Below are 18,494 nucleotides of genomic sequence, written 5' to 3' on the forward strand. Positions count from 1 at the left end.
TGATTATTTCAATATCTCCCCTTCAAACACCAGCGTCGCCGGGCCACAGAGCCAGATATTCTCAAACGTCCGTTCACCGGTTTTGGTGAAGCGTACTTCCAGCTGTCCGCCCAGGGTTTGCACCGGTACGATGTATTCTTTTTCTTCTGCCCCCGCAAAAGTAAGCGCAGCAGCGGTTACGCCGGTACCGCAGGAGTAGGTTTCGTCTTCCACACCTCTTTCATAGGTACGTACAAAGATGCCGTTTTCATATTTCTGTACGAAGTTCACATTGGTGCCTTCTGCTGCGAAGCGGTCGTTGTAGCGGATACCGCGGCCTTCGTTAAACACATCCACGGCCTGAACATCTTCCACATACTTTACAAAATGGGGTGAACCGGTGTTGAGGTAGTAATAGAGGGGGCCGTGTTCCACATAGTCCACATCCTGCATTTTCAGGTTTACCCAGTTGTTGCCATCCATAGTGGCCTGGTGCTCGCCATCTACTGCAATAAAATAGAGGTTACCGTCGCCTACGCCCATTTTATGGGCAAATGCGGCGAGGCATCGGCCGCCGTTACCGCACATGGTGCCTTCACGGCCATCGGCATTATAATATTTCATGGCGAAGTCGTATTCCTCGCTTTTGTTGAGCAGCATTAAACCGTCTGCGCCTATACCGAAGCGGCGGTCGCACAGTTCATTCACCTGTTCGTCTGTGAGCCAGTCGTATTGCCCTTCCCGGTTATCCATAATGACGAAGTCATTGCCGGTTCCCTGGTATTTATAAAAGTGGATATTATTCATAAGTACAAAGATAAAAAATTAACGCGGATGTTGTCTGACTCAGGATTGTGATGATTACGCTGATATTATTTTTTGATTTTAAAAGGATTTTGAAGATACTGGTAATAGATATATTTGTTTACATCTTCCTAAGCCCTCTAAGTTCCATACATTTAAAAAGCATCAGCAGATATATTCGCTTACATCTTCCCCTATCTTTTAAAATCAAAAAATAATATCAGCGTAATCATCACAATCCTGAGTCAGACAAAACTCGCGGAGGCGACTACATACCAGCAATCACGCCCAGCCCTTTTTCGATAAGCGCCGCCACCGCCGCGCCGCCGTCTTTGCTGAACTCCTTGCGGATACGGTTGGCAACGATAGCGCTGATGGAAAGGCATTCATGGCCCAGCACGCGGCCCATGCCGTAGATGGCAGAGGTTTCCATTTCAAAGTTGGTGATGCGGTGATGTTCGTAGTTGAAGTTGGTCAGGTTATCGATCAGGTGGGGGTTCGACAGGGTACCACGGAGTACACGGCCTTGCGGCGCATAGAAACCGGGGCAGGTAACGGTGATGCCTGTATGAAAACCTTCTGTGAACAGTGACTGCAACCTGGCGGATGCTTCAAAGAGGCATGGATTAGCGCCCCCGGGCTGCAGGAATACCTGGCCGCGGAAAGATTGCAGCAGTTGTTTTTCTGCGCTGGTATTTTCGAACGCATAGTAATTCATGAGGTTGTCGAGGCCAAGACCGTGCGACGATACCACGAAGCTGTCTACCGGGATGCTTTCCTGCAGCGCGCCGGAAGTGCCGAGGCGGATGATTTGCAGGGAAGTGAGGGCAGGTTTTACCAGGCGTGTTTCAAAATCTATATTTACGAGTGCGTCCAGCTCATTGAATACGATATCGATGTTATCGGTGCCAATACCTGTGGAAACCACGGAGAGGCGTTTGTTACCGATATAGCCGGTATGCGTTACAAATTCGCGGTGCTGATGTTTGCTTTCTATCTTATCAAAGTGTTTACTTACTGCGCCTACACGGTCTGGGTCGCCAACGGTGATGATGGTATGAGCCAGTTCTTCCGGTCTTACATCCAGGTGATATACGGCTCCACGGTTGTTGATGATCAGTTCTGATTCTGCAATACGATTATCCATTTGTATTAAATTTTTGTTATTCGCAAATCAACATTTCCAGTGCCAATATTCCTTTGTTCTGCTATATTATCAAAATATTTTTTCAGATATTTATTAAATAATATTTGGTGGTTATCAGAAATTCACTACTTTTGCAATCCCACAAAACGAATGAGATGTACGCCAGTGGGGAACTTCCGGCGAACATTTTGAAAATGATGGTTCCGTGGCCGAGTGGCTAGGCAGAGGTCTGCAAAGCCTCGTACAGCGGTTCGAATCCGCTCGGAACCTCTACCTGTTTTCTTTCTTAAAGCCGCGATTTACGCGGCTTTTCTTTATTACAACAGCCCCCAAACCATGCTCTTGCGCCTGAAATATGTGGTGGTGGCCGCTTACAGGGATAAAAAAGAAATAATACAAACTATGTTGAAATATCAACCCAAAAGCTTATATTGCATACCCCGCAAGAGGCAGGTGAGGTTATCAGAAGGCAAGAGATTTATCAATAATTTACTATAGCTATTTAAACACAGCGTGTGTAATTGATAATAAAGATATCGGCGGCATTTTCCATTAAACATGGAGCTGCCAACATTTTCCGGTCAACAAGCCTTCTGCATGCAGAAGGCTTGTTGCGTTTTATATACATTAAAAAGAAGTGGTTATGACAGAGATTATTAAAGTAACCGCCGAAGATTCCAAGCACCTGAACCAGGTGAAGCTGCTTTTCCGCGAATATGCCAACTGGCTGAATGTAGACCTGAGTTTTCAGCAATTTGAAGATGAGCTAACAAACCTGCCTGGTGTGTATGTGCCTCCCACCGGAGCATTGTTCTTGGCCTTGGTAGACGGACAACTGGCCGGATGTGTGGCCATAAGATCATTCGACAACAGTACTGCAGAAATGAAACGTCTTTTTGTGAAGGACGCATTTAAAGGCCATGGTGTAGGGAAAGCCCTTGCCAGTGCAGCTATTACAGAAAGCAGGGAACTTGGTTATAAGCGGATCCTGCTGGATACATTAGCGCATATGCGCCCTGCTATTGATCTGTACACATCGCTCGGGTTTCAGCCGATAGCAGCGTATTACGATAATCCTATCAGTGATGCGGTGTATTTATCATTGAATATCGAGGCCGCCGATACTTTAACTTAAAAAAAATGCAGCGGAGGATCTTTCCTCCGCTGCAATAATATAAGAATGATAGCTTACAGGGGTCTTATCCAGATATTCCTGAAGCTCACGGGGTTTCCGTGATCCTGCAGTGCGATAGATTTAGCACCGTGTTTTACATAAGTTGGTTTGCCTATATATTCTGTTTTGCCTTCCAGCTCCACATTATTCTGTACCAGTACGCCGTTTTGCAATACGGTGGCTCTTGCCGGAGATTTCAGGGAACCGTCGTCGTTAAAGCGGGGAGCGGTCCATATCACATCATAGGTTTGCCATTCGCCTGGTTTTTTGCAGGCATTTACCAAAGGAATTTTTTGTTTATAAAAACTGCCGGCCTGCCCGTTGGAGTAGGTGCGGTTATTATAGTTGTCCAATACCTGCAGCTCGTATTGCTCCTGCATAAAAACGCCGCTGTTGCCGCGTCCCTGGCTTTCGCCTTTTACTTCTGCGGGCGTGCGCCATTCAATATGCAGTTGGAAGTCTTCAAACTGCTGCTTTGTTTTAATAACACCGCCTCCTTTTACAACGGTCATAGCATCATCTTTCACCTCCCATTTTGCAGGGCCTCCGTTTTCTGATTCCCAGTTGTCGAGGTTCTTACCGTTGAACAGCACAATGGCATCGGAAGGAGCGGTGAGGGTTTCTGTGCCCGGCGTAATTACTTTTGGCACCGGTTCCCAAACCTCTGTAGCTTCAGGTTTCATCTGCTCCTTGTTTTGCGCGGTGGCGGCCACCGTGAGCAGGGTACAGGCAGATAACAGTAGCGTACGCATATGTCTTTTATATTTTTTTATAAAGATGTTAAGAAGATATTTTCGTTCAGGCAGTAACGTTAGGCAGGTGATACCCGTTATGGTATTGTGCTGCTAACAGTTTGTTGGCGTCGCTATCTGTGAATTTGCCAGATGCCTGATCCCAGTATACTTTTTTGCCGGTGCGGTAGGCTATATTGCCCATCTGTGCAGTGGTAGCCACCAGGGAACCTACCTGTACAGAAGCATGAAGGTCGTCCAGCTTGCGGGATTTCACTACTTCTATGAAGTTGGTGGTGTGAAGATCCAGGCCATTGTCGACCGACTTTTGCCTTGGCACCGCTTCCATTTTATCTTTTTCAGGTATTACTTCCCATCCGCCACGATCCAGTACCAGCGTACCGTTGTTGCCGATGAAGGCAATGCCGTGATCGCGTCCGTAAGGGCCGCCATCGATGCCTATCGCCTGTTCCCACTGGATATTGTAGTCGTCGAACTCGTATACAGTAGTGAGTGTATCCGGTGTTTCAGCAGCGTCGTCAGGGTAGGCGAACTTACCACCTGCGGCCATAATGGATTTTGGTGCGGCGGATTTCATACCCAGCAGTGCATAATCGAGCAGGTGAACACCCCAGTCGGTCATGAGGCCACCGGCATAATCCCAGTACCAGCGGAAGTTGAAATGGAAGCGATTGGGGTTGAAGGGGCGGGTGGTAGCGGGGCCCAGCCAGGCTTTATAGTCCACGCCAGCTGGTGGAGTGCCATCGGGTTTTACCGGAATGGATTTCATCCAGCCCATATAAGCCCATGCTTTCACGAGGCGTATCTGGCCGAGCTTACCGGAGTGTACAAATTCTATAGCGTCTTTGAAGTGCTGCTGGCTGCGCTGCCATTGGCCTACCTGCACAGCGCGACTGTATTTCTGCTGTGCTGCAACCATAGAGCGGCATTCTACAATGGAATTGCCCATTGGTTTTTCTACGTACACATCTTTACCGGCGGCACAGGCATCTGTCATTTGCAGGCAGTGCCAGTGATCGGGTGTGCCAATCACTACTGCATCAATGTCCTTATCTTCCAGGAGCTTGCGGTAGTCGCTGTAGGCTTTCACTTTAATGCCTTTCTGGGCCAGCTCGGCCACCCTTTTGTCCAGCACGTTTTTGTCCACATCGCAGAGGGCTACGCATTGTGCAGCGGGATTTTTCAGCATAGACGTAAGGTCGGCCCAACCCATACCGTTGATGCCAATGGCGGCTACATTGAGGCGGTCGCTGGATGCTACGGTCCGTAGCGGAAATGCCTGCAATCCGGCGGGCAGCGCGGATGCCAATCCTGCCCCGGCCATCAGCGTGGAAGCGGATTTGATAAAGTTTCTACGGGAATTGTTCATGTAATAAAACGTTTTTGTGGAATTGTTAAAATGACAATTAAAAATACAAAATAGACAAAAACAGGGAGATTTTAGCGGAGGATTGTGGAATTTGTCTTGGAACACTGATTACGCTGATTATGATGATTAGCTTGATTGATTTTTTTGGATTTATAGAGGATCGGGGAGATTTTGGTGTAATGATCGTCTTCGGCGATGTAAATTGTCTTGGAACACTGATTACGCTGATTATGATGATTTGTTTGATTTTATTTTTTTGGATTTATAGAGGATCGGGGAGATTTTGGTGTAATGATCGCCTTCGGCGATGTAAATTGTCTTGGAACACTGATTACGCTGATTACGCTGATTTGTTTGATTTTATTTTTTTGGATTTTATAAATAAGGGAGATATATGCAAACGCTGCGTATATCTCCCTTATTTATAAAATCATCACATTATCCAATCCACAAATCATCATAATCAGCGTAATCAGTGTTCCAAGACAATCGCCGAAGGCGATCCCGTCCGCTTACTCCTCGGGTTCCTCGCTTTCGCTGCCCAGGCTGAAGTTCATCATGGTGCCCAGCAGGTCGCTGAAGCGGGTTTCGTTTTCCACTACTTTTTTACTGATGAGTGAATAGGATGATAAACCGTGCAATACGAACTCCATCAGCAGCAGGGCTTCCTTGTTGTTGGCTTTAGGGAAGCGGGCTTTGATAAGATCTTTCAGCCCTTCCACTTTACTGAGGGTAGCCTCGTATTGTTTATCGCTGATATCCTGCAGCAGCTGTACAGAGTTGCCTTTGTCGAACCACTGTATTACGCTGCGGTAAGGATTTTCAGCAGGGGAGCCGGCTTTCTTTTTCTTAAAGGAGTCCGGGTTGGGAAAATAGATAGCAAAGAGGGTGCGGATGGCTTTATCCAGCAGGTTATGCGCCACCTGGAGGGGGCCTTCCTGTTCACCTTCGTATACCAGCTCAATTTTACCGGTAATAGCAGGGATAATGGCCTGCAGATCGGCAATGCGCACCTGTGTTTCCTTTTCCTTGTTGATGATGGCCCTGCGTTCGCCTGCGCTCACTGCGTTTTCGTAGGCGGCGATGGTTAAGCGGGCGGATACGCCGCTTTTCTTATCCACGTATTCGCTGGACCGTGCTTCAAACGACACCTGTTCGATGAGGCGTTTCACCATATCGGCAATCTGCACTTTGGCTTGCTGGTCTTCGTGTATATCGGCTTCCTGTTCGGTGATGAGCAGGGAGTTTTCAATTGTTTTAGGGTAGTGGGTAATGATCTGGCTTTCGATCCTGTCTTTCAACGGCGTAACAATCGAACCACGGTTCGTATAGTCTTCCGGGTTAGCCGTGAAAATAAACAGGATATCCAGCGGCATCCTTACTTTAAAGCCCCTGATCTGTATATCTCCTTCCTGGAGGATATTGAACAGGGATACCTGTATGCGCGCCTGGAGGTCGGGAAGCTCATTAATTACGAAGATGCCGCGGTTGGAGCGGGGAATGATACCGAAGTGGATCACTCTTTCATCGGCATAACTGAGTTTCATATTGGCTGCTTTGATAGGGTCTATATCGCCTACCAGGTCGGCCACGGACACGTCTGGTGTGGCCAGCTTCTCGCCATACCGTGCGCTCCTGTGGAGCCAGGTGATGGGGGTCTGGTCGCCTTTTTCATCGATCAGGTCTTTAGCATAGCGTGATAGTGGGTGGAAGGGATCATCATTTACTTCAGAACCTTCCACTACGGGGATGTATTCATCCAGCAGGTCGGTCATCTGGCGGGCCATGCGTGTTTTGGCCTGGCCGCGCAGGCCGAGGAAAAGGATATTGTGTCTTGACAGCAGGGCTCTTTCCGTGTCGGGGATCACCGTGTCTTCATAACCGATGATGCCGGGGAAGGTCCCTTCTTTGTCCTGTAGTTTTTTGACCAGGTTACGCCTGATCTCTTCTTTTACTGAAACCGGTTTATAGCCACTTTTCTTTAGTTCGCCCAGTGTTTTTATGTTTGTATTCATCTTTGATAATTACGCATTACGAATTGGCAGTAGCTGGCGTTGGATGCTGGATCCGTTTTAACTATGCTGCTGTTTACTATTAATAAAATTTCCTTTTGCCGCTTTCAAAATCGCGGAAAAGGAATTGTCCCAGTTTATCGGTGCCGGAGAAAAAGGCTTTACCGGCATTGGTTTCGGTAAATTCCTGTACAAATTTCTGCAGCCACGGATCGGTGGCAACCATGAAGGTGGTGATAGGTATTTTCAGTTTTTTGCATTGGGCGGCGAGGTTGAGGGTACGGTTAAGTATTTTCCTGTCGAGCCCGAAGCTGTTCTTGTAATACTGCGATCCTATTTTCAGGCAGGTGGGTTTTCCATCTGTGATCATAAAGATCTGCTTGTTCGGGTTACGTCGTCGGCGGAGCAGGTCCATAGCCAGTTCCAGACCTGCCACGGTATTGGTATGGAAGGGGCCAACCTGCAAATAGGGAAGGTCTTTGATCTCTATCTGCCAGGCGTCGTTTCCAAACACAATAATGTCGAGCGTATCCTTTGGATAGCGGGTGGTGATCAGCTCCGCCAGGGCCATAGCCACTTTTTTAGCGGGCGTGATCCTGTCTTCCCCGTAAAGGATCATGGAATGCGAGATATCGATCATCAGGGCGGTAGACGTTTGCGTTTTGAAGTCGGTTTCCTTCACCTCCAGGTCGTCCTGCTGGATGGAGAAACTGTCGATCCCGTGATTGATCTGTGCATTCCGGATAGAGGCGGTAATATCCAGCTGGTCCACGCCGTCGCCAAATTCGAAGGGGCGGGTTTCTGCATTGAGCTCATCGCCCATGCCGGATTTGCGGATATTATGATTGCCGGTAGTTGACTTTTTCAGTTTGCCGAAGATCTCTTCCAATGCGTTTTTGCGTATAGTTTGTTCCGCTTTGGAAGTGATTTCTATGGCGCCGCTTTCCTCGTTTTCGCGGATGTACCCTTTATCTTTCAGCTCCTGTATAAAATCGCCGATGCCGTATTCCTGGTTGGTGAGATTATACTCGTTGTCCAGCTCAGTAAGCCATTGCAGGGCTTCTGATACGTCTCCGCTGGTGTATGTAAGGAGTTGGGTGAAAAGATCCAGTAATTTCTGGAAAGGTGGTTTTTTGTTGTCGCCCGGGTTGAACCTGGTAAATTGTATTCCTCTCATAGCTTAGCTCATCTTCAGAATTAAATTTACCACTTTTCGCGGAATTTGTCTTGGAACGCGAAATTTGTCTTGGAACACTGATTTTGATGATTATGATGATTTCGCTGATATTTTTTTATTGGTTTGATTTTTAGATATTTTGGATGATAAATAGTTATCATTCTACTAAAATCCAACCAGTTCAAAAGAATATCAGCGAAATCATCATAATCATCAAAATCAGTGTTCCAAGACAAAATTTGCTTAAAGCTTGCATTTTACATTGAAAGCAACTACTTTCAATCATCAAAAAAATGACTATATGAAAAAACTGAGAAATGCGTTGATGCTGGCAGGCGGTCTGGCGGTTGCATTGTTTGCAAATTCAGCAGCTGCACAGGCCAGGGCAGATGCATTGGGCTGGAAGCTGGGGGCGCAGGCCTGGACGTTCAATCATTTTACACTGGCCGAGGCGCTGGATAAGATGGACAGCTGCGGGATCCAGTATGTGGAAGCTTTTCCCGGACAAGTAATTGGTGGCGGTATTGAAGGTAAATTCGATTACCATATGTCGCCTGCCAAACAGGAGGAAGTAAAAGCCCTGTTTAAAAAGAAGCACAAAACGCTGATCGCGTTTGGTGTGGTAGTGCCAGGATCTGAAGCAGAGTGGCGCATGCTGTTCGACTTCGCCAACAGGATGGGTATCCAGAGCATTACATCCGAACCTAAGGAAGAAGACCTTGACCTGATCTCTTCCCTCTGCGATCAATACCAGATCAAACTGGCTATCCACGATCATCCGAAGCCAAGCCATTACTGGAACCCGGATATTGTGCTGGCAGCCATCAAAGGCAGAAGCAAATTAATGGGCGCCTGCGCGGATATTGGTCACTGGGTGCGCTCAGGACTGGATCCTGTTGAATGCATCAAGAAACTGGACGGTCATATTGTAAGCCTGCACTTCAAGGACCTGAACAACAAATCAGCTGATTCCCATGATGTGGTTTGGGGCAACGGTGTTAGCCAGATGCCAAAGGTAATGGAGACATTGAAAAAGCAGAAGTTCAAAGGCCTGTTTTCCGTGGAATACGAATACGACTGGGATAACAATGTGCCTGAAGTGAAAGCCAGCGCTGCTTTCTGGAGAACTATTGTTAGCAACCTGTAATAACTTTATACATCACAAATAATGAATCCGAAGATCCCGGCCGGGATCTTCGGATTTTTTTTAGCTGTCCGGTACCGGACATATCCTGTTCTTTACTGAACATTGGAAGCCATTCTCTTTGTTATATCTCCCTGATAACTAAACAAATATATTTTCGTCCCGGTTTTTGTATACAGGGTGGCAATACTTCCTGTTATGATCAACAATTTCTTCAAACTTTCGTTTAGGGCGCTCCGAAGAAAAAAGTCCTTCGCCCTGATCAATATCATAGGCCTGGCAGTGGGTATAGGCGCCAGCCTGCTGATCTTTCTCGTGATCCACAACGAAATGAGCTACGACGCCTATCAAAGTAAGCGGGAGCGCATTTTCCGGGTGGTAACTACGGTCACCAACCGTAGCAGCGGGGAAATATGGAGGCACAGTATGGTGCCGGCGCCGGTTGCAAAAACGCTTCGCCGGGATTTTCCTTCCCTGCAAACAGTAGCGGATGTGGAGTATATTGGGGGGGCGCAGGTGTATGTGCCCGGAAAAACCGGGGCTGACGAAAAAAAGTTCAAGGAAAAAGAGGGACTCTTTTTTGTGGAACCTGCTATTTTCGACATATTTGATTTTACCTGGCTGGACGGAAGTGCCAGGGAATTAAAGGAGCCCAATACAGTGGCGCTCACGCAAAGCATGGCTGAGGCCTACTTCGGTGATTATAAAAGCGCTATTGGAAAAACGATCCAGTTGTGGTCGTACCGGGTGCCCCTGCGCGTGACCGGGGTTTTTAAAGATCTGCCATATAATACGGATCTGCCGGTACGCATGGCGGCTTCATATGCCACCTGGCTGAAGCTTGATGGACATGAACGACAGGTCAATGAAGACTGGCGCTCTCTTTCCGGCGGAACGCAATGCTTTGTATTGACGTCCCCGGGGGAAAACATACAGCGGCTACAGGCGCAATTGCCGGCTTTTGTAAAGAATAATTACCGGGAAGACGAAGACCAGACAACAGGTGTTACCAGCCTGACTTTTCAGCCGCTGAAAGAGATGCATCCCGACAAACGGTTTGCTACGGTAAAAGACGACTCGCTGTCGTCAACAGAACTATGGGCACTGGCTATTATAGGGTTATTCCTGTTGCTGGTGGCCTGTATCAATTTCATTAACCTGGCTACAGCACAATCGGTGAACAGGGCTAAGGAGATCGGTATAAGAAAAGTACTGGGCAGTGATCGTTTTCAATTAATAAAACAATTCCTGGGGGAAACCTCCCTGATCACAGCCATGGCCGTCGTATCCGGTAGTGTGATGGCCTGGATAGCCACTCCTTACCTGGGCAACCTGGTAGGGAAGCAGCTGGTTTTAAATCCTCTGAGTGATCCGTCTGTATTGCTTTTTTTAATATTAACCGGGGTAATGGTTACTTTTCTGGCGGGTTTCTATCCGGCCATTGTGTTATCAGGTTTCAATCCTGTGGCAGCCATTAAAAGCAGGATCAACAACCGCCCCGGAAACAGCATTTCTTTACGCAGGATATTGGTGGTTTTCCAGTTTCTGGTGGCGCAACTGCTGGTAATAGGTACGCTGGTAGTGGTGAAACAGATGAAGTTCTTCAGGGAGCAACCAATGGGATTTGAGAAAAAAGCAGTGGTATTACTTGACCTGCCCAGCGACAGTACCCTAAAACTAAAATACGGCTACCTGAAATCCCGGCTTCTGGAGCTTGGGGGTGTAGAGGCGGGTAGTTTATGCTCCATAGAGCCTTCTTCCCGCTTCGGGCGGTTCACGGATTTCTTTTATAACAACGGGACAGAGCGACAGCCTTACAGCGTGAAGCGTATCAATGGCGACACCGGCTATTTCAATACCTTCCGCTTAGACCTGGCGGCAGGGCGCTACCCATTTCCCAGTGATACTACCCGGGAAGTGCTGGTGAATGAAACCGTTGTTAAAAAACTGGGATTACGTTTGGAAGATATTATCGGGAAAATAGTTGCTGTTGATAACAACACCCGTAGATTCCCTGTAGTGGGCGTATTACGGGATTTTAATAATAATTCGCTGAGAGATGAAATTTCACCATCTGTTATTTCTTCCGATAATAACGATTATGGTACGCTGGCGCTCCGGTTGAATCCTGAAAAAGTACCTGCTACATTAAAGCAGATAGAACAAATATTTACGGCTGTGTATCCCAGCTACATTTATGAATGTACTTTTTTTGATGAGCAAATAGGTAGCTTCTACAGGGCGGAAGCCATTACTGCAGCGTTGTTTAAAGTATTTGCGCTGTTGGCTATTTTTATTTCCTGCCTCGGGTTATACGGGCTTGTTTCCTTTATGGTAGCACAAAAAACCAAGGAAGTGGGCATCCGTAAAGTATTGGGCGCTTCAGTACAAAGTATATTGTACCTGTTTTCCAGGGAGTTTACCACTTTAATAGGCATTGCATTTTTGATGGCTGCACCGGTAGGCTATTATTTTATGAAGAAGTGGCTGGTTGGTTTTCATTATCACACCGAAATAGGCTGGGGCATTTTCGTACTGGCTATAGCGTTATCCATTTTAATTGCCTGGATAGCGGTGGGGTATAAGGCGATAAGCGCTGCGCTTGCCAACCCGGTGAAGAGTTTGAGAGCAGAGTAATTTATATTTATAAAGCAGAAAGAGGCTGTATCAAAAGTAATTTTTACTCGATTTTATTCGGGTACCTGATGGTGAGAATTTTCGTTTACGCAATTCTCAGGACCTTCAGATTACTTTTGATACAGCCTCTTTCTGCTTTATATCAGGTATTGCCGTTATTTAGCTGAATCCTCGGGTTTGGGCATCGGCGTTGAATCTTCTGAATTCACCTGTATGGCGCCGTCTTTATTTTTACGGGTACCATTAGGACCAAACTCGCCTTTCATCTGGTTTAACCAGGTAATGAACTGCTGTGCATTCTGGCCATCGCGCTGTAAGTCGTTGGTCATTCTGCTTGGTGGCAGGGAGCTGTAGTAGCGCAGCTGCTGTTCGCAGTCTTTGATCACCTGGTTCGACAACTCTTCAGCTCTCTTCGCATCGCCGGCCATATAATAAGCATAGATGGTTTGAATAGAAGCATAGTTGTGCATATTGCCTGGTGTAGTGAGAGCATACGGGAAGTTGGTTTCCATGATGTTCTTGTCCATGTAGCGGAGCACGTTCAGTGCACTGTCTTTCGCAGCACCTTCCTGTGTCATGGCTACAGAGAGTTTGGTGAACGCCTGGCGCAGGTACATGATCATTTTCCTGTTGGGCTCATCGAAGTAGGTACCGCGGGTTTGTGCACCACCGAATTCAAATTTGTGCATCAGGTTATCGTACATCACGCCTACGTTCGCATTGATGTCCATGCCCAGCAGATCGGTGGATGTAGCTTTAGGCAAAGGCACCAGGTGGTAGGTAAGACCATCGGTTTGCATGTAATCATTTAAGCCGAGATCGGTAGGGCTGGTGAAATAGATAGGCCGTTTCCAATCATTGGCAGCGATGATATCATATACTGCGAGGTCATTTTTTAGCAGGTAGCTCTTGCTGAGCTTGAATGGCATAGAGGCCAGGATCTTAGCGCTGTCTTTTGCTGCAACCACGCCATTAGCAAGGATCGCCTGTTTGTCGACAGGGATAAACAGCTGGCGGGTAGGCAGGAAGTTTGCTGATCCGCCATCCTGCGTGGTTACTTTACTGTTGACATCATCGCTTCCCATGAAGTTCATGATCTCTTTCAGGTTAAAGTATTTATCTGCAGGAATATTTCCCGGATCAAAGAAGCGGATAATGTTGCGGTTTTCACCTTTATATTTATCGGCCGACCAGGTCATTGGAATGGCGGGGCTCTGGTTTACAGCTCTGCGCATCTGGTCAATGTACCAATCCACACTCAGGAGGCTGAGGTTGATCACCCTGATATCCGGGCGGATGCCTTCCACTTCCTGTGCATACCACAGGGGATAGGTATCGTTATCGCCCACGGTAAAGAGGATCGCATTTTTCTGGCAGGACTCCAGGTAATCTTTTGCCACATCGCGTGCTACGTATTTGGTAGAGCGGTCGTGGTCGTCCCATTCCTGGAAGGCCATCAGTACTGGTACTGCCAGCAGGCAGATGGCGGTAGCCAGTACAGGAGAGAGTGCGCTCTTTGTTTTCTTCTTCAGGAAATTGTATACCGACAGCACGCCTAACCCGATCCAGATAGCAAAGGCGTAGAAAGAGCCTACATAAGCGTAGTCACGTTCGCGCGGCTGGTTACCTGGCTGGTTGAGGTAGATAACGATGGCGAAACCTGTGAAGAAGAACAGCAGGGATACGATGAGGGTATCTTTGCGGTGGTTATTATATTGATAGAAGAAACCGATAATGCCGAGAATGAATGGCAGGAAGAACAGGGTATTGTGCGCCTTGTTATCTTTCAGGCTATCCGGCATCATGGATTGATCGCCATATAAGAAATTATCGATGAAGGGGATACCGGAGATCCAGTTACCGTCGCGCACGTTGCCATAGCCCTGGGTATCATTTTGTTTACCTACAAAGTTCCAGAAGAAATAGCGGGCGTACATGAAATTCACCTGGTACTGGAGGAAGAACTTGATGTTATCGCCGAAGCTGGGTTTTTCGTCCTGCTGGAGGCCCAGCCAGGTACGGTAGTAATCAGCGTGGCCCTGGTCGTTGCTGGCATCCCATACGCGGGGGAACAGCATCATATCAGACGGATCATATTCCGGTTCCATCTTCGTACCTGCGATTTCATATTTTTTAGCGCCGCGGGCGTAGATGTTACCACCTTCCTTGTACCCAGTTGGGCGGGCGGTGAACACCTGGCCGTATACCAGCGGGAATTCGCCATATTGTTCGCGGCCCAGGTAACCTACCAGGGAGATGGGATTATCTACATTGTACATATCTACCGAAGGATTGGCAGTAGAACGCACCATGGTAGTAATATAAGTGGAGTAACCCACCAGCATGAACAGCACGAAGGAGATAGTAAGACGGCTGAAATGCGCAGTTTTGGATACGTCCATTTTCACACCTACTGCTTTCAGCAGGTAGGGGATGGCTACGAAGAAAGCTGCCAGTAAGAATTTGAAGAAGATAGTGCCGCCGCTAGCCTCGTTAAATGCTGGTACCACGATGATGGTGGCAATAACGATGAAAGGGGCGTAGATACCAAATTTTGGTTTGCGGTATCCAATAATTAGCAATGCTATAATGAGTACGAAATAGAAGATAAATCCGGAGAAGTATCCCATTCCGAGGGAATTTACGAAGAATACGTCCATATACCCGGAAGCCTTAACGGTATCCTGGATGAGGTATTTCTGTACCAGGCCGGTGATGCCGCAGCCTATAACAAAAGTCCAGAACGTGCCCCAGCCGGTAACCTTAAAGCGCCTGAAGTAGTACACCATTACCATTGCCGGGATGGTGAGGAGGTTGAGGAGATGGACGCCGATTGAGAGGCCCAGGAGGTACCCGATAAGCACGATCCAGCGGTCTGCATAGGGTTCATCGGCTTCATGTTCCCATTTCAGGATGGCCCAGAACACGATGGCGGTAAAGAAAGAGGACATACCATATACTTCACCTTCCACAGCGGAGAACCAGAATGAATCGGAGAAGGTATAGGCCAGTGCGCCTACAGCGCCTGCGCCCATGATAGCGATCATTTTTTCGCGGGAGATCTCTTCACCGGCTTTCACCATGAGCCTGCGCGCGAAGTGGGTAATGGTCCAGAACAGGAACAGGATAGTGAAACCACTGGCCAGGGCTGTCATGGTATTTACGCCGAGGGCGGCCTGGGATGGTTTCAGGAACATACTAAACAATCTTCCAAGCAACACGAACAATGGTGCTCCGGGCGGATGGGGAATCTGTACTTTGTAAGCGCTTGAAATAAACTCGCCGCAGTCCCACAAGCTGCCTGTAGCTTCCATCGTTTTAAGGTAAACAAAGCAGGCAATGATGCAAATGATCCAGCCGACCATGTTGTTGGTCCTTTTGAAATTCATAAGGTTGTTTTAAGGTCCGACAAAAATATAAAAAACAGCAAATTATGCTAATCTGGTGAACAGTTTTAACTTTTTGTAAATATCTTTTTGGCTGTTAGCCTTTGACCAGCAGGATCCGGGCGCCGGGAGGGCGTTTTCCGGGAGATTAAAAAAGCATTATAGTTACAGGCTTACGGCGGTTTGCACCGTCCAGGCGGCGGGTTTGGCATTGAAAAGCACCTTGGTGGCGGCCCATGTTTCGAGGAAGAGGGTGGATTGCCGATACTTTTCGAGTGCGGTTTCTGACTCCCACTGGCTGAAGGTGAACCAGGTGTTGCCGGAGGCGGCGTGTTCCCAGAGCTCGAGGTGGAGGCATCCGGGGAAATGGCGGATCAGCTCCTGCTGTTTGGCAAAGAGCTCCCGGAAGGTGTTTACTTTTCCCGGGTCGAATTCCATTTTAACGATACGGTTAATCATTGAAAGATTATTCTAACAGTTTGGTAGTATGATAGTTGCTGGTAGCCGGCCGGCTGTGTGAGCTGATCGCGGCGGAAGCCCTGCAGGCCGAACAGGCCGGCTGCATTTCCTTTATTGATGGCTATTTCCAGGTAACCGGCTGCATTGAAGAGGGCCAGCTTGGTGCCTTCGGGCACGTCCGCATAGGTTTCACTGATCTGGCTGATCACCTCATCGCGGCGGAAGAAGATGCGGAACTTCCGGTTTTTGCACTGCATATCGAACTGCTGCCGGGTGATATTGACCACCACATTCTCGAAGCTGTCGATATGAATGATCTGTCCTTCTATAAAATCGTCACCCACCAGCGGCTGCAGGTTGTGCTTTACCTGGATCTGCTGTGTGAGCGGGGCCAGTTCTCCCAACGCCCTGCCACGGCTTAGTTCCCGGGCTACTACTGCCAGCAGCTGTATGATGGTGAAAGTATTTTTAGGCGCTTCCGGCGGAAGGGGGATCTTAATTACCTTTTCCGGCATACCGCCGGCAATCATGGTAAGCAGGCCATTATCCGCGCAGCCGATGTATTGCCCGTTATGTTCAGCTACCAGTACATGGTCCGGCCGCCTGTCGAATAAATTGATCAGAACAAAATGAAAGGTACCCAGTGGAAAGTAGGAGAAGGCGCTTTTGCAGATATAGGTAGCCTGTGGTAAATTAAAAGGGCTGATATGATGGGTGATGTCCGTAACATGACATTCCGGGCAGTATTGCCAGAGTTGCCCTTTGATGGCACCTACCAGGTAATCCTGCATCCCTATGTCTGATGTTAAAGTTATAATGGACATGCCCGAAAATCTAAATCCAAATCCCAGTGTTCAAAACCCACCAATCAATTCCTGTCCTCACGCGTCGTCTGCAGTTTTTCAATTATCCGGAATGGCAAATTAAAAGTGCGCTTTCCTTCCAAAAAAGATGCCATTGGGGGTTAAGTGAAATAAACTTAGTGCAAATAACGATAAAAAAGCCGAGGCAGCGGTATTTTAAACGGAATTTTTTGCACTAACGTTAACGGCTACAGTTTATTACTGCAGGGGGGAACCGGGTTCTTTTTTAAAGTGATTGTACACCATTTTGTCGAGGAAGCCGGGGAGAAGTTTACTTAGCAGCACTGTCAGTTTGCCCTGGCCTGTAAGCACCAGCGTACGCTTACGCCTGGCAATAGCCCTGGCAATTTCAGCAGCCACTGCTTCTGCACTCATGAGCTTACCCTCATCGAGCGGGGTTTCGCTTTGTGCCTGCCCCTGTGGGTTGAGCGCGGTGTTACGAATATTAGAGGCAGTGAAGCCGGGGCATACCCACATCACGTTAACGCCTGTATGTAAATTTTCTGTACGCAGTGCTTCGAGGAAACCCTGCATGGCAAACTTGGAAGCGGAGTAACCGGTACGTGCCGGCAAGCCCCGGTAGCCGGCAATAGAAGATACGCCTACAATAGTTCCTTTATTAGCCAGGATAGAAGTATACGCAAACTTGGTACAATATACCGTGCCCCAGAAATTAATATCCATCAGCGATTTCAATACACTCACCTCCAGATCCCGGAACAATGCCCGCATGGAAATACCTGCATTGTTCACCAGGATATCTATTTTCCCGAACTTACTGATCACGCTTTCAATAAATGCTTTACAGTCGGCCTCTACACTTACATCCGCCACGAAAGTAAACAGCTGCTTGCTGTTCACCTGTTGCTGCAGCTCAGTGAGCGCTGCCTGTTTTCTGCCACACACCGCTACATTTGCGCCATGCGCCAGCATTTCCGTAACCAGCGCTTTCCCGATTCCTGATGATCCGCCGGTGATAACCACGGTTTTATTCTGAAAGTATGTTTTCATGGGTATATTTTAGCCCCACAAAAATAGGTGAGTAACATCAATTTATTACAGGTCATTTACAGAAATGTGATGAACTATTTTTGGGTATGAGGTGTTATAATACTTTGTGGGATTGGGTTTGGGAATAAAATTCAATAAAAGTTTGGCAGGAATAAAAATATTCCTATTTTTGCAACCGCTTAACAGCAAAGGATTCCGTAGCTCAGTTGGTAGAGCAATACACTTTTAATGTATGGGTCCTGGGTTCGAGTCCCAGCGGGATCACTGGAATTTGGCAAGACCTGCGCGAAGCGCGGGTTTTGTATTTTTAGTCGAGTGGGTGGTCGAGTTCCTTTTGTATAACCTCTTTTGCTTTCCTATACTTTATACAGGTTAACCAGCTTTTACTAAGGTACAAAATCTTCTTGACAGCCATTAGGAATGGCTTAGCGAAGCTTTCATTACACCTATCTCTGGATCAAGTTGAAAAGTTGGGGGATAGGATAAAAAATAGTTTTTTTGCGCCCAATTAAGATTAATAGCCATGGATAAGAATTTTAGCCTTCTGATCGAGGCTCTGCTACCAGAAGGGATTTTATAT

The 18,494-nt window shown here is 47.5% G+C and carries 13 protein-coding genes and 2 tRNA genes; 5 read left to right on the forward strand and 10 right to left on the reverse strand.

Annotated features, from left to right (window positions below):
• Nucleotides 1–3: 3 nt before the first annotated feature.
• Together dapF and FN124_RS30440 are read right to left on the reverse strand one after the other, a co-directional pair.
• The gene (dapF, locus tag FN124_RS30435; RefSeq protein WP_142688578.1) at nucleotides 4–786 is read right to left on the reverse strand and encodes a diaminopimelate epimerase; all 783 of its coding nucleotides are present in this window, start codon (nucleotides 784–786) and stop codon (nucleotides 4–6) included.
• A gap of 265 nt (nucleotides 787–1,051) precedes the next feature.
• The gene (locus tag FN124_RS30440; RefSeq protein ID WP_142688579.1) at nucleotides 1,052–1,930 is read right to left on the reverse strand and encodes a nucleoside phosphorylase; all 879 of its coding nucleotides are present in this window, start codon (nucleotides 1,928–1,930) and stop codon (nucleotides 1,052–1,054) included.
• Nucleotides 1,931–2,129: 199 nt separating this feature from the next.
• Between FN124_RS30440 and FN124_RS30445 the strand changes: the two genes are divergently transcribed.
• Together FN124_RS30445 and FN124_RS30450 are read left to right on the forward strand one after the other, a co-directional pair.
• Nucleotides 2,130–2,200 (forward strand) — tRNA-Cys (locus tag FN124_RS30445).
• A gap of 373 nt (nucleotides 2,201–2,573) precedes the next feature.
• Entirely contained in the window at nucleotides 2,574–3,065 is a 492-nt protein-coding gene (locus FN124_RS30450) for a GNAT family N-acetyltransferase (RefSeq protein WP_142688580.1), read from the forward strand.
• A 53-nt stretch (nucleotides 3,066–3,118) separates the two neighbouring features.
• Here the strand turns inward: FN124_RS30450 and FN124_RS30455 are convergent, their stop codons facing one another.
• The 4 genes from FN124_RS30455 to FN124_RS30470 all read right to left on the reverse strand — a co-directional run bounded on the left by FN124_RS30455 (nucleotide 3,119) and on the right by FN124_RS30470 (nucleotide 8,414).
• Complete coding sequence (locus FN124_RS30455) at nucleotides 3,119–3,856, reverse strand: 3-keto-disaccharide hydrolase (protein ID WP_142688581.1); 738 nt, start codon at nucleotides 3,854–3,856, stop codon at nucleotides 3,119–3,121.
• 46 nt (nucleotides 3,857–3,902) lie between these two features.
• A complete protein-coding gene (locus FN124_RS30460; protein ID WP_142688582.1) occupies nucleotides 3,903–5,225 on the reverse strand; it encodes a Gfo/Idh/MocA family protein in 1,323 nt (440 codons plus the stop codon).
• A 512-nt stretch (nucleotides 5,226–5,737) separates the two neighbouring features.
• Nucleotides 5,738–7,240, reverse strand: a complete 1,503-nt coding sequence (locus FN124_RS30465; protein ID WP_142688583.1) for a sigma 54-interacting transcriptional regulator — start codon at nucleotides 7,238–7,240, stop codon at nucleotides 5,738–5,740.
• A gap of 79 nt (nucleotides 7,241–7,319) precedes the next feature.
• Nucleotides 7,320–8,414, reverse strand: a complete 1,095-nt coding sequence (locus FN124_RS30470; protein ID WP_142688584.1) for a vWA domain-containing protein — start codon at nucleotides 8,412–8,414, stop codon at nucleotides 7,320–7,322.
• Nucleotides 8,415–8,715: 301 nt separating this feature from the next.
• Here FN124_RS30470 and FN124_RS30475 point away from each other — a divergent pair, with 301 nt between their 5' ends.
• Both FN124_RS30475 and FN124_RS30480 read left to right on the forward strand, forming a co-directional pair.
• On the forward strand, nucleotides 8,716–9,561 hold the full coding sequence (locus tag FN124_RS30475) for a sugar phosphate isomerase/epimerase family protein (RefSeq protein WP_142688585.1): 846 nt from the start codon (nucleotides 8,716–8,718) through the stop codon (nucleotides 9,559–9,561).
• Between the two features lie 195 nt (nucleotides 9,562–9,756).
• Nucleotides 9,757–12,195, forward strand: coding sequence for an ABC transporter permease (locus FN124_RS30480; protein WP_142688586.1), 2,439 nt, complete (start codon nucleotides 9,757–9,759; stop codon nucleotides 12,193–12,195).
• A gap of 155 nt (nucleotides 12,196–12,350) precedes the next feature.
• Here FN124_RS30480 and FN124_RS30485 read toward each other — a convergent pair whose 3' ends face one another.
• The 4 genes from FN124_RS30485 to FN124_RS30500 form a co-directional block, all read right to left on the reverse strand.
• Nucleotides 12,351–15,584, reverse strand: a complete 3,234-nt coding sequence (locus FN124_RS30485; protein WP_142688587.1) for a glycosyltransferase family 117 protein — start codon at nucleotides 15,582–15,584, stop codon at nucleotides 12,351–12,353.
• A 162-nt stretch (nucleotides 15,585–15,746) separates the two neighbouring features.
• Nucleotides 15,747–16,040, reverse strand: a complete 294-nt coding sequence (locus FN124_RS30490; protein WP_142688588.1) for a putative quinol monooxygenase — start codon at nucleotides 16,038–16,040, stop codon at nucleotides 15,747–15,749.
• Nucleotides 16,037–16,864 (reverse strand): SAM hydrolase/SAM-dependent halogenase family protein, encoded by an 828-nt coding sequence (locus FN124_RS30495; RefSeq protein ID WP_142688589.1) that lies wholly within the window; start codon nucleotides 16,862–16,864, stop codon nucleotides 16,037–16,039. The genes FN124_RS30490 and FN124_RS30495 overlap by 4 nt, the downstream gene beginning before the upstream one ends.
• Before the next feature lie 237 nt (nucleotides 16,865–17,101).
• Nucleotides 17,102–17,914 carry an SDR family oxidoreductase gene (locus tag FN124_RS30500; RefSeq protein ID WP_142688590.1) on the reverse strand — a complete coding sequence of 271 codons (813 nt, stop codon included), beginning with the start codon at nucleotides 17,912–17,914 and terminating at the stop codon, nucleotides 17,102–17,104.
• 191 nt (nucleotides 17,915–18,105) lie between these two features.
• On the opposite strand from FN124_RS30500, the gene FN124_RS30505 reads away from it, so the two are divergent.
• A tRNA-Lys gene (locus FN124_RS30505) sits at nucleotides 18,106–18,178 on the forward strand.
• Nucleotides 18,179–18,494 lie beyond the last annotated feature (316 nt).

The organism is Chitinophaga polysaccharea, assembly GCF_902150045.1.
Lineage (GTDB): Bacteria > Bacteroidota > Bacteroidia > Chitinophagales > Chitinophagaceae > Chitinophaga > Chitinophaga polysaccharea_A.

Coding starts and splice junctions, on each gene's coding strand:
- FN124_RS30460 (WP_142688582.1), bottom strand. CDS start 5,225: ATGAACAATTCCCGTAGAAACTTTATCAAATCCGCTTCCACGCTGATG.
- FN124_RS30455 (WP_142688581.1), bottom strand. CDS start 3,856: ATGCGTACGCTACTGTTATCTGCCTGTACCCTGCTCACGGTGGCCGCC.
- FN124_RS30495 (WP_142688589.1), bottom strand. CDS start 16,864: ATGTCCATTATAACTTTAACATCAGACATAGGGATGCAGGATTACCTG.
- FN124_RS30440 (WP_142688579.1), bottom strand. CDS start 1,930: ATGGATAATCGTATTGCAGAATCAGAACTGATCATCAACAACCGTGGA.
- FN124_RS30485 (WP_142688587.1), bottom strand. CDS start 15,584: ATGAATTTCAAAAGGACCAACAACATGGTCGGCTGGATCATTTGCATC.
- FN124_RS30490 (WP_142688588.1), bottom strand. CDS start 16,040: ATGATTAACCGTATCGTTAAAATGGAATTCGACCCGGGAAAAGTAAAC.
- dapF (WP_142688578.1), bottom strand. CDS start 786: ATGAATAATATCCACTTTTATAAATACCAGGGAACCGGCAATGACTTC.
- FN124_RS30450 (WP_142688580.1), top strand. CDS start 2,574: ATGACAGAGATTATTAAAGTAACCGCCGAAGATTCCAAGCACCTGAAC.
- FN124_RS30480 (WP_142688586.1), top strand. CDS start 9,757: ATGATCAACAATTTCTTCAAACTTTCGTTTAGGGCGCTCCGAAGAAAA.
- FN124_RS30500 (WP_142688590.1), bottom strand. CDS start 17,914: ATGAAAACATACTTTCAGAATAAAACCGTGGTTATCACCGGCGGATCA.
- FN124_RS30470 (WP_142688584.1), bottom strand. CDS start 8,414: ATGAGAGGAATACAATTTACCAGGTTCAACCCGGGCGACAACAAAAAA.
- FN124_RS30465 (WP_142688583.1), bottom strand. CDS start 7,240: ATGAATACAAACATAAAAACACTGGGCGAACTAAAGAAAAGTGGCTAT.
- FN124_RS30475 (WP_142688585.1), top strand. CDS start 8,716: ATGAAAAAACTGAGAAATGCGTTGATGCTGGCAGGCGGTCTGGCGGTT.